The organism is Streptomyces sp. NPDC058195 (genome assembly GCF_042883525.1).
Lineage (GTDB): Bacteria > Actinomycetota > Actinomycetes > Streptomycetales > Streptomycetaceae > Streptomyces.
Genome location: NZ_JBHVVM010000016.1, coordinates 182,653 through 193,849 on the forward strand (window position 1 = coordinate 182,653; position 11,197 = coordinate 193,849).

General features: G+C 74.0%; 9 protein-coding genes. 8 read left to right on the plus strand and 1 reads right to left on the minus strand.

The genetic code is table 11. The annotated features are described in order from the left end of the window. The first annotated feature begins 41 nt into the window (after positions 1-41). The 6 genes from ACFVWY_RS21345 to ACFVWY_RS21370 all read left to right on the plus strand — a co-directional run bounded on the left by ACFVWY_RS21345 (position 42) and on the right by ACFVWY_RS21370 (position 8,866). Complete coding sequence (locus tag ACFVWY_RS21345; protein WP_389874648.1) at positions 42-2,792, plus strand: lantibiotic dehydratase; 2,751 nt, start codon at positions 42-44, stop codon at positions 2,790-2,792. Further along, positions 2,789-3,859: a lantibiotic dehydratase C-terminal domain-containing protein gene (locus ACFVWY_RS21350; RefSeq protein ID WP_389874650.1), complete on the plus strand. Its 1,071-nt coding sequence runs from the start codon at positions 2,789-2,791 to the stop codon at positions 3,857-3,859. Before ACFVWY_RS21345 ends, ACFVWY_RS21350 begins: the two co-directional genes overlap by 4 nt. After that, the gene (locus ACFVWY_RS21355) at positions 3,856-4,980 is read left to right on the plus strand and encodes a M50 family metallopeptidase (protein WP_389874653.1); all 1,125 of its coding nucleotides are present in this window, start codon (positions 3,856-3,858) and stop codon (positions 4,978-4,980) included. Before ACFVWY_RS21350 ends, ACFVWY_RS21355 begins: the two co-directional genes overlap by 4 nt. A gap of 142 nt (positions 4,981-5,122) precedes the next feature. Then, positions 5,123-6,088: an ABC transporter ATP-binding protein gene (locus tag ACFVWY_RS21360; protein WP_389874656.1), complete on the plus strand. Its 966-nt coding sequence runs from the start codon at positions 5,123-5,125 to the stop codon at positions 6,086-6,088. A 40-nt stretch (positions 6,089-6,128) separates the two neighbouring features. Further along, on the plus strand, positions 6,129-6,884 hold the full coding sequence (locus ACFVWY_RS21365; RefSeq protein ID WP_389874659.1) for an ABC transporter permease: 756 nt from the start codon (positions 6,129-6,131) through the stop codon (positions 6,882-6,884). Further along, positions 6,881-8,866 carry a TOMM precursor leader peptide-binding protein gene (locus ACFVWY_RS21370; protein ID WP_389874662.1) on the plus strand — a complete coding sequence of 662 codons (1,986 nt, stop codon included), beginning with the start codon at positions 6,881-6,883 and terminating at the stop codon, positions 8,864-8,866. The genes ACFVWY_RS21365 and ACFVWY_RS21370 overlap by 4 nt, the downstream gene beginning before the upstream one ends. Positions 8,867-8,952: 86 nt before the next feature. On the opposite strand, the gene ACFVWY_RS21375 is transcribed toward ACFVWY_RS21370, so the two are convergent. Next, positions 8,953-9,129, minus strand: coding sequence for a thiazolylpeptide-type bacteriocin (locus ACFVWY_RS21375; RefSeq protein WP_352276917.1), 177 nt, complete (start codon positions 9,127-9,129; stop codon positions 8,953-8,955). Positions 9,130-9,497: 368 nt separating this feature from the next. Between ACFVWY_RS21375 and ACFVWY_RS21380 the strand changes: the two genes are divergently transcribed. Continuing rightward, positions 9,498-10,769: an amidohydrolase gene (locus ACFVWY_RS21380; RefSeq protein WP_389874692.1), complete on the plus strand. Its 1,272-nt coding sequence runs from the start codon at positions 9,498-9,500 to the stop codon at positions 10,767-10,769. After that, positions 10,766-11,086, plus strand: a complete 321-nt coding sequence (locus tag ACFVWY_RS21385) for a hypothetical protein (protein ID WP_389874665.1) — start codon at positions 10,766-10,768, stop codon at positions 11,084-11,086. The genes ACFVWY_RS21380 and ACFVWY_RS21385 overlap by 4 nt, the downstream gene beginning before the upstream one ends. Positions 11,087-11,197 lie beyond the last annotated feature (111 nt).

The following is an 11,197-nucleotide window of genomic DNA, read 5'->3' on the forward strand; positions in this document are numbered from 1 at the left end:
AGCACCACGACACGACCGGAACGAGAAGGGGAGACCCCGTCATGACGCCGGACCACCCGGCCACCGCCGCTCCCGCGGCCGTCACCCGCCCCCGCTTCATGCTGCGGGTCGCCGGGCTGCCGCTCGACAGCGTGCGGGGCCTGCGCTGCCCGGACAGCCGCCGCTGGGCCGACGACGTCCTGCACGCCACCGAGCAGGTGCGCGCGGACGGCGAACGGCTCGCCGACCTGATCCACGACCTGGTCGGCGGCAGCGAGGACGAGACACTGCGGCGCGCGCTGCTCGCGCTGCGCCGCGACATCTTCAACAACCGGCTGCCCCGCCCCGCGGCCACCGACCGCGCCCTGCACCTGATGCGCGGCCTCGGCACGGCGGAAGGCGCAAAGGCCGGTGACGCGCTGACCGCCTGGCTCGGCGGACGGCACCGCCTGGAGGAACAGCGGGCCGCGGGCGCCGCCCTGCTCGCCGGGGAGACCGTCCGGGCCCGCGCCCATCTGCGCGCCCTGGCGGGGGAGGAGCGGCTGCGCCGGGCGCTGCTGCTCGCCTCCCCGGCCCTGGACGCCCAGCTCGACACGTACATCCGCTCCGGCGCCGCCGCGCCGGACAAGAAGCAGCGCAAGATCGAACGCTCGCTGCTCTCGTACCTGTACCGCACGGCCTGCAAGACCAGCCCGTTCTCCACCTTCACCGGGGTCGCCCTCGGCACCTTCACGGACGGCGGCCGGGGGGAGGACCTGCGGGCCCGGGTCGAGGACACCTGGGACGGACGGCTGCGGCTGAACGTCGCCGCGATCGGCCGGCTCACCGAGGCCGTGGTCGCCGACCCGGTGCGCCGGGCCGATCTGCCGGTCGCCCCCGCCTCCGGCTGGGGCCGCGACGACGACCGGGTCCGTTACGTCCGCCGCTGGGTCACCCAGGGCGAGGAGGACACCGCCGTCACCTTCGACGCGGTGAAGGACCGGCTGTTCTTCCTGCGCCGCAGCGGCACCCTGGAACGCCTCCTCGGCCTCTTCGAGGAACGCGGCACCCTCCGGTACGGGGAACTGGCCGACTGGCTGGCGACGGACCGGGGCGCGGAGCCCGAGGAGTGCGCCCACTACCTCCAGGCGCTGCTGGACATCGGCATGGTGCAGGTGCCGTGCCTGCGCACCGAGGTCCACGACACCGACCCGCTGCGCGCCCTCCAGGACTCGCTGCGCCTCCTCGGCCGACCCTGGGCCGACCAGCTCGCCGGGCGCCTGGCGGACCCGGCGTCCGGCATCGACCGGTTCGCCGACGCGGGCCCCGCCGAACGCCGGGCCCTGCTGGGCGAGCTGAGGACCACGCTGCGCACCCTCCAGGAGGAGGAGCTGGGCGCGCAGGCCCGCATCCCGCAGACCCTGCTGTACGAGGACGTGGCGGCCGGGCGGCACACCGAACTCTCCGCCGCCGCCTGGGAACGGCTCGCCGCCGCACCGCTGGGGGCGGTGGAGCGCGTCCTGCCCGCGTTCGACCTGACCCTGCCGCAGCGCGTCACGTTCCAGGGCTTCTTCCTGGCCCGCTACGGGCAGGGCGGTCGCTGTGACGACCTGCTGAAGCTGGTCCACGACTTCCACGAGGACTTCTTCGACCAGTACATGTCGTTCACCGCCAAGCGCACCACCTTCGACGCGGACGGCGACTACGTCCCCGAGGAGAACTGGCTGGGGCTGCCGCAGCTCAAGGCCCTGGACACCGCCCGGCAGACCTTCGTCGAGCGGATGCGCGCCCTGTGGGCGGCCTGGGAGACCGGCCCGGACGGCGTCACCGAGATCCAGGTCGACGGTGAACTGCTGGCCGAGGTCGCCGCCGGACTCGACACCCTGCGGGCCGGGTTCACCCCGCTCGCGCACCACGTACAGATCGCCGACCGGCCCGGCGACCCGCTCGTCGTGCTCAACCGCTCCTACGGCGGGGTGTCCTTCCCGTTCAGCAGGTTCACCCACCTCTTCGACGGACTCGACGAACAGCTCCTCGCCGCCACCGCCGACCTGCTGCCCGAGGGCGCCGTCCTCGCCGAGGTCACCGGCGGGCCCGTCACCAGCAACCTCAACCTGCACGGCCGCCTCACCGGGTACGAGATCGTCTGCCCCGGCGAACGCGGCACGCTGCCCGAGGAGAACCGCATCCACCTGGACGACCTCCACCTCGTCCACGACCGCGACGCGGACCGGCTCGTGCTGCGCTCCGCCCGGCTCGGCAAGGAGGTCGTGCCGGTCTACCTCGGCTACCTCGTCCCGCTCGCCCTGCCCGAGCTGCCCCGCACCCTGCTCCTGCTCTCGCCCACCTCGATGTCCCCGCTGAACGTGTGGGGCGGTGTGCCCGAGGGCGTGTCCGCCGGCGGGGTCACCACGCGGCCACGGGTCCGGCACGGCAGCGTGGTGCTCGCCCGGCGCAGCTGGAGCGCGCCCGCCGCCGTCCTGCCGCTGCGGGGGCCGGGGAGCCCGGACGACGCGTGGTTCCTGGGCTGGCAGGCGTTCCGCCGGGCCCACGGGCTGCCGGACCGGGTCTTCGCGACGGTCTCCGACAGCGGGGCGCGGGGCGCGACCGGCGCCAAGCCCTCGTACCTCGACTTCGACAGCACGCTCTCGCTGGGCGCGTTCGAGGCCCTGATCAAGACGGCGGAGGCGCGCGTGGTGTTCCGGGAGATGCTCCCCGACGAGGACGGTCTGCACACCGTCTCCGGCCGGGGCCACCACGTCGCCGAACTCGCGGTGGAGACCGCCGCTCCCGTCGAGACCCCCGCCCCCGCCGAAAGGACCGACCCGTCATGAGCACGGCGCCACCCGCACAGCAGGCCGCCACCACCGCCGGGGCCTGGCAGGCCACGCACATCTTCTACGCCGCCAACCCCCGCCCCATGCTGACGCAGTGCGTCCGTCCGCTGATCGAGGAGCTGGAGGCGGACGGCCTGATCGACGGCTACTTCTTCATCAACTACTGGCTGGAGGGTCCGCACGTACGGCTGCGGATCAAGCCCGTGTCCCCCGGCGCCGAGGCCGAGGTCCGGCGCCGCACGGAAGCGGCGGTCGACACGTTCCTCGCCGAACGCCCCGCCCTGTACGAGGTGGACTCCGGCTTCCTCAACGAGTTCTACAACACCCTGTTCGACATCGAGTTCCCCGGTGCCGAACGCGGCCACTACACCGACGACCAGGGCCGGATGCGGCTGCGCCCCAACAACTCGCGCAGCGCCCATCCGTACGAGCCGGAGTACGGCAAGTACGGCGGCCCGGCCGGGATCGAGCTGGCCGAATGGCACTTCCGGCACTCCAGCGACCTGGTCATCGACGCGTTCCGGACGAAGAACCTGCACCTGCGGACCGTGCTCCTCGGCACCTCCGCGCAGCTGATGATGGTGATGTCCGCCGCGTTCCTCCCCGGCCGCACCGAACTCGCCGACTACCTGGACAGCTACTACGAGTTCTGGCACAAGGCGTTCCCCGGCACCGGGTTCATCGGCAGCGACGAGTACGACCGCAACTACGCCGCCATGGCGCCCGGACTGGCCGCCCGCTTCGCCCGCGTCCGCGCCGCCACGGCCACGGCGGACGCGGGGGAGGGTGCCGGGGAGGCGGCGCGGCTGCCGGGCTTCCTCGCCGGGTGGGCCGAACACTGCGCCGAACTGCGCGAACGCGCGGTCAGGCTCAGCCGCGACGGTGATCTGGTGTTCCGCTCCTGGGACGGGGAGCGCGACGAACGCGTCACCGACCCGGCGGTCTCACTGCCGCTGCTCCTCTCCCCGTACATGCACATGACCAACAACCGGCTGCATGTGACGATCCGGGACGAGGCGTACCTCTCGCACGTCCTCGGCCGCGCGCTGCGGGAGCCGGGATGAGCGCCACCCCGCCCGGGTCCGCCCCGGGCCTCGCCGGGTACCGGCCTGAGCTCGGGCCCCAGGTCCTGCTGAGCGACGCCCTGCTCCAGGGCGCGGCGACGGTCCACCTGGTCAAGGACACCGCTGGGGGCGGCTCCTTCAGGGTCGGGCCCAAGGAACACTTCCTGATCGCCCGGATGGACGGCAGCCGCAGCCTGGCCGAGATCGGCGAGGAGTACGCGAAGGAGTACGGGCGCAGGCTGGACGGCACCCGCTGGCAGCAGATCCTGCGGATGCTCGGTACCCGCGGACTGCTCGCCGGGGCGCCCGCTCCGGCGCCCGCCCCCGACGCTCCCGCGCCGGAGCCGGAGCGCGGGCTGCTGCGGGGGAGCATCCGGCTGGTCGCCGACGCCGACGCCACCACCGGCCGTCTGCACCGGCTGGTCCGCTTCCTGCTGACGCCCGGCTGGATGGTCCCGCTGGTGGCCCTGGTGCTGGCCATGGAGGTGCTGATCGCGGTCCGGATCGGTGAACTCCTCGATGTGACACGGGAGTTGTTCACCAATCCGGTGCTCCTCATGGGCGCCGCCACACTCCTTTGGTTCAGCACCGCACTGCACGAACTCGCCCACGGGGTGGTCGCCCGGCACCATGGCGGCACCGTGGCCGAAATCGGACTGCGCTGGCGGCTGCCCGTGATCATCATGTACTGCACCGTCGACAACTACCTCTATCTCGGCACCCGTTGGCAGCGCATCCAGACAGCGGTGGCCGGTGCGGTGATGAACCTCCTGTTCCTGCTCCCGTTCTGCGCGCTGTGGCTGTTCGCCCCCCTGGACACCGCCACGCACGGCGCGCTCGGCGCGCTGCTGCTCCTGGGCAGCGTGCAGGCGCTGGCCATGCTCGTACCCCTCCCGCCGCTGGACGGCTACCGGATCGCGAGCCAGCTGTGCGGGGCCACCGAACTGGCCGCCTCGACCCTCGCCTACCTGCGGCTGGCCGCCCGCCGCGACCCGGCCGCGGCCGACTACCCGCGCCGGGCCCGGACCGCGTACCGCGTCTACGGGCTCGGGGCGGTGCTGGCGCTCGTCGCCATCGCCGCCGCCGTGGTGGCCGCCGCCCACCGCCTGATCACCACCTGACCCCACCTTCCGCCGTCCGATCCCCGCCGCCCGCCACCTGATCACCACCTTCCGCCGCCTGACCCCCACCGCCCACCGCCTGATCACCGCCCGGCCCCTGCCGCCCGGCTCCCGCCGCCCCGCCCCTCGCAAGGAGAGTTCCATGACCCCCACCGCCCCCTCCGCCTCCCCGGGCGGCCAGGCAGAGCCGGACGGCGACCGGTCCGCCCCCGCCGCCGTCGTCCTCGACGCCGTACGCAAGTCCTACGGTGGGCGGCACGCCGTCGACGGGGTGTCCTTCACCGTGCGGCGCGGCGAGTTCTTCGGACTGCTCGGACCCAACGGGGCCGGGAAGACCACCCTCGTCGAGATCATGGAGGGCCAGCGCAAGGCCGACTCCGGCACCGTCGCCATCCTCGGCACCAGCCCCTGGCCGCGCGACCCGAAGCTGCTGCCCCGGCTCGGCGTACAGACCCAGACCTCGGCGTTCTTCGTCCGTCTCACCGCCCGCGAGCACCTGCGCACCATGGCCGCGCTCTACCGGACGGACCACGCGGCGGCGGACCGGGCGCTCGCCTCCGTCGGGCTCACCGAACAGGGCGAGGTCCGGGTGGACGACCTCTCCGGCGGCCAGCGCCAGCGCCTGGCCATCGCCTCCGCTCTCGTCCACGAACCCGAACTGATCTTCCTGGACGAGCCCACCGCCGCCCTCGACCCGCAGGCCCGGCGCGCCCTGTGGCAGGTGCTGCGCGCGCTCAAGGGCGAGGGCCGCACCATCATCTACACCACCCACCACCTGGACGAGGCCGAAGCGCTCTGCGACCGCGTCGCGATCATGGTCGAGGGCTCCGTCGTCGCCCTGGACAGCCCCGCCCACCTCATCGCCGCCGCCGCGCCCACCACCCGTCTCGTCGTCCCCGACGACCGGATCACCCCCGAACAGGCACGGGCCATCGACGGTGTGGACGCCGTCACCGAGGAGCCCGGCGCCCTCGTGCTGGAGACCCTCGAATCCGGAAAGGTCCTCGCCGCGATCGACGCCCTGGCCGGACTCAGGGGCGTACAGACGCGCACCGCCGACCTGGAGGACGTCTACCTGGCGCTCACCGGCGCCCCCGACGCCTCCTGACCCCCCGCACAGACTTCAGCAAGTGATACGGAGACCCCCGATGAGCGCATACGCGGCGCTGAGCCAGGCCGGATACCGGGCCTACACGCGCGACAAGACCACGCTCTTCTTCACCTTCGCCTTCCCGCTCATCTTCCTCGTCGTCTTCGGCCTGATCTTCCACGGGCAGACCGTCGAGGAGAGCGGACGGCCCTACATCAACTACATCGCCCCGGGCGTCCTGTCCTGGGGCGTCGGCAACGCCGCCGTGTTCGGCGTCGGCTTCGTCCTCATGCAGTGGCGGCGCGACGACATCCTGCGCCTCATCCGGATGACCCCGACCCCGGTCTCCGCCGTCCTGGCCTCCCGGTACGTTCTGGCGCTCGCCATCGGCGCCGTCCAGTCCGTGCTCTTCGTGGCCGTCGCCATGCTGCCCGCCTTCGGCCTGGAGGTGGACGGGCGCTGGCCGCTCGCCCTGCCCGTCCTGGTCCTCGGCATCACCGCGTTCCTCGCCCTGGGCGTCATCGTCGGCAGCTACGCCAAGACCCCGGAGGCCGTCGCCGCCGTGGCCAACTGCCTGATGATCCCCATGGCGTTCCTGTCCGGCTCGTTCTTCCCGCTGGACGCGATGCCGGGCTGGATGCAGAACCTCTCCCGGGCGCTGCCGCTGCGCTATCTCAACGACGGGATCTCCAGTTCCCTCACCGGCAACGGCACCAACGGCGACATCGGCCTGGCCTGCGTGGTGCTCGCCGGATGCGCCGTCGTCCTGGGCGCGATCGCGATGAAGACCTTCCGCTGGAGCGACAAATCATGACGACGGCCCCCGCCGCGCCCGCCGCGCCCATGCCGCCGGTCCGGGGAGAGACCCCGCTGGAGGAGGCCCGCGCCGCCCTCCACGCGGAACTCGCCCGCCGCCACCGCGACCTGCCCGCCCCGGCCGCCCTGCCCGTCCCGCTCGTCGTCCCGCTCGGCGCCGCCGACACCCTCGGCCACGGTGCCCCCGACCCGTACGCGGACCTCCGCCCGGCCGCCAACGTCCAGCTCACCTCCCGCGCCGTCCTGATCGGCCCCTGGGGCGGCGGGCCCGACGCCACCGCCTGCGGCCAGTGCCTCGCCATGCGCTGGCAGCGGCTGCGCAGCCGTTCCGAACGCGAGGCACTGGAACTCGGCCACCCGCCGAACGGCGCCGCCCACTGGCCGGTCCTCACCGCCTACGCCGCCGACGCCGTCTGGACCCTCTACCGGGCGGCCCTCGGCGGCGGCGCCCACGGCCTGCCCGACGCCACCCCCGCCGACCACGCCCTGCCCCGGGTCAGCCGGATCGACCTGGTCACCCTCGCCACCGCGACCTTCCCGATCCTGCCCGAACCGCTCTGCCCCGCCTGCGTCCAGGAAACCCCCGACACCGCCGAAGCCGCCCGCATGCGCCTCGGCCCGGCCCCGAAGCCCGGCCCCGACGGCTACCGGCTCCGGCCGCTGTCCTCGTACCCGCTGCCGGCCGGCGCGCTCGTCAACCCGGTCTGCGGCACCCTCGGCTCGGACCTCTGGATCAACCCCACGTCCACCACCACCGCCCCCGCCGCCGGAACCCACTTCGTCCGCGGCTACGCCGGACTCAACGACGTCACCTTCAGCGGCCAGGCCAACAGCTACTCCACCAGCCGCCTCCTCGCCCACCTGGAGGGCCTGGAACGCTACGCGGGCACCACCCGCAGACGCGGCACCTCACCCGTCGTGGACAGCTACCACCGCGTCGCCGACCACGCCGTGAACCCCGCGGACTGCGGCCTCTACGCCCCCGAGACCTACGAGAACGACCCGATGGTCTCGCCGTTCGACCCCGACCGCCCCATCCCCTGGGTGTGGGGCCACTCCCTGCGCGACGACCGGCCCGTCCTGGTGCCCGCCCGGCTCGCCCACTACAGCGCCGGGGTCGCGGCCGACAACTTCGTCTTCGAATGCTCCAACGGCTGTGCCACCGGCGGCAGCCTGGAGGAGGCGATCCTCTACGGACTGCTGGAGATGATCGAACGGGACGCCTTCCTGCTGGCCTGGCACAGCAGGACCCCGCTCACCGCGATCGACCTCACCACCTGCCGCTCCCCGGCCGTCCGCAGCATGACCGACCGGGCCGGACTGCACGGCTACGACGTCCACGCCTTCGACACCCGGATGGACCTCGGCGTGCCCGTCGTCACCGCCCTCGCGGTACGCCGGGACGGCGGGTACGGCACCCTGTCGTTCGCCGCCGCCGCCGGTTTCGACCCGGAGGCCACCGTCGAATCCGCGCTCTCCGAGGTCCTCACCTACATCCCGCACCTGCCGTACCAGGTCGCCGAACGGCACGCCGAACTCACCGCCATGACCACCGACTTCGGCCGCGTACGCCAGCTCAAGGACCACGCCCAGCTTTACGGGCTGCCGGACATGGCGCGCCACGCCCGGGAGTACCTGGAACCCGTCGGTGTGCGCCCGCTGGCCGACACGTTCGCCGACTGGCAGCCCCACCGCCCGCGCACCGGGGACCTGCTGGACGATCTGAACCTGCTGCGCGACCGGCTCGCCGCCGCCGGGCACGACGTCATCGCCGTCGACCAGACCACCCCCGAACAGCGCCGCATGGGCCTGCACACGGTCGCCACCGTCGTCCCCGGACTGCTGCCGCTGGACTTCGGCTGGACCCGGCAGCGCGTCCTGCTGATGCCCCGGCTGCGCACCGCGCTGCGGGCCGCCGGCCGACGGGAGGACGACCTGCCGGAGTCCGGGATCAAACGGGTTCCGCACCCCTTCCCGTGAGCCCCGGGAAACGGCGGACGGGCCCTCTGCGTGCTTCACGGCACGGAGAGGGCCCGCGGCCCCGCGGACGACGACCGGCGAACCGGTCAGGCGCAGCAGGAGGTGGTGCTGGTGGTGCTGGAGCAGGTCGAGGTCGAGGAGCAGGACGTGGAACCGGCGAGCACGACCTCGGCGGCGTCCGAGTAGTCCGAGATCTCGAAGGTCTCCGACTCCAGCTCCAGGATCTCGTCGGCGAGGGCGGCGAGCTCGGTCTTGGGGGCCATGGTGTTCTCCCTTGGTTCCCGGGGACGGACCGGCTGCTCCGGCGCCGTTCCCCTGCGTCGAGGCTCATTCCAGCGCCGGCCGCTGTCGGATCGGCAGCGGTTTCACTGTCAGACCGCTGACACCCCCTGTCAGCGAAACGCCGCACTACTGAAGCCGGGACGGCGCACGCTGATGCGGCCCGCCCAGCGGAACGAGGTGAGATGACATGCGCGAGACATCCCAGTCCCCGCCCGCGCCTTCCCTGCCCGAGCCCTCTCCGCCCGAGCCCTCTCCGCCCGGAGCCTCCCCGCAGGCGCCCTCTCCGCCCGGAGTCCCCCCGCAGGCGTCCTCCTCGCAGGCGTCCTCCTCGCAGGTGCCTTCCCCGCAGATGCCCTCCCCGCCCGTGGTGGAGCGAGAGATCCTGCGCCCGGCCCTCGCGCTGTGCCTGGACGTCCACGCCCACCCCGAACTCCCCGGTACCGAGCGGCGCACCGCCGCCCTGCTCGCCGCCCGGCTGGAGGCCAGCGGCTGCACGGTGACCCGGAACGTGGGCGGCCACGGAGTCGTCGGCGTCCTGCGCAACGGCGACGGCCCCACCGTCATGCTCCGCGCCGAACTCGACGCCCTCCCGGTCACCGAACGCACCGGCCTGGCCTACGCGAGCACCGTGCCCGGGGTGATGCACGCCTGTGGCCACGACCTCCACCTCGCCGCGCTCGCCGGTGCGGTGGACACGCTCGCCCGGACCCGGTCCGCCTGGCGGGGCACCGTCCTCGCCGTGGGCCAGCCCGCCGAGGAGACCCTGACCGGGGCGCGGGACATGCTGGCCGACGGCCTGTACGAGCGCTTCGGCACCCCGGACGTGGTCCTCGCCCAGCACACCTCGCCCGCCCCCGCGGGCACCCTCGCCCACGCCGCGGACCCCCGTACGCCCCTGATGGCGGCCGGTGCCTCGGTGGAGGTCACCGTGCACGGGCGCGGCGGCCACGCGGGCACCCCGCACCTGGCCGTGGACCCGGTCCTGACGGCGGCGGCGACGGTGCTGCGGCTCCATTCCGCCGTCACCCGGCAGACCGCCCCGGCCGAGCACCCGGTGCTCACCGTCGGCGCGTTCCGGGCCGGAGGCCCCGGCAACGTTGTCCCGGACACCGCGCAGCTCTCGCTCTGCGTGCGCGCCCTGACCGAACCGGCCGTGGACGGGATGGTGGACGCGGTCCTGCGGATCGTCCGGGCCGAGTGCGCGGCGTCCGGCTGCCCGGCGGAACCCGGCATCACCGTCACCGCCCGCTCACCCGCCCTGCTGACCGACCCGGCCGCCACCGCCGAGGTGCGCCGGGCGCACGAGGAGCTGTTCGGCCCGCACCGGGTCACCGGCACCGCACCGCTCACCGCCACCGAGGACTTCGCCCGGTTCGGCGCCGGGGGCGTACCGACGGTCTACTGGCTCCTCGGGGTCACCGGGGCGGGGCCGTGGCGCCGGGCCCGGGACGGCGGGGCGCCGGTGCCGCCGAACCACGCGCCGGAGTTCGCCCCCGACGTCCGTACCGCCCTGCCCACCGGAATCGCGGCGATGGCGTCGGCCGCGCGACGGCTCCTGGCCCCGGCCGGCCCGCGCGCCGCGACAGGGGCCGGGGTCCGGCCGGAAGGAGGCCGCGCATGAGCGGCCGGGGCGACACCGGGCACCACGCCGGGCGGGACACCACGTGTGGCGCGGGGCACGGCACCGGGCACGCCGCGGGGCATGTCGATGTGGTCGCCGTCCGCCGCGACGGCACCGCCGCGACCGGCGAGACCACCGTCGTACGCCTGCTGAGCCTGCTGCCCGCCCACTGGCTCTGCACCCCCCGCGCGGTCGGCCCCGACCGCATCGACCTGCGCATCGACCTGGACGGCACCGCCGGCCGGGGCGAGGTCCGCCGGGCCGTCGCCGGAGCCTTCGCCGACCGGGCCCTGGACGGCTGGACCGCGGAGCCCTGAGGCCGGTTCCGTACCGCGCGGCTAGGGCCTCTCGTTTGGATCATGCCGGGCTCGCGGGGGCCGGCACGCACATCTGCCGCGTTGTCGTCAGTCACCGACGCTCCGCGTCGG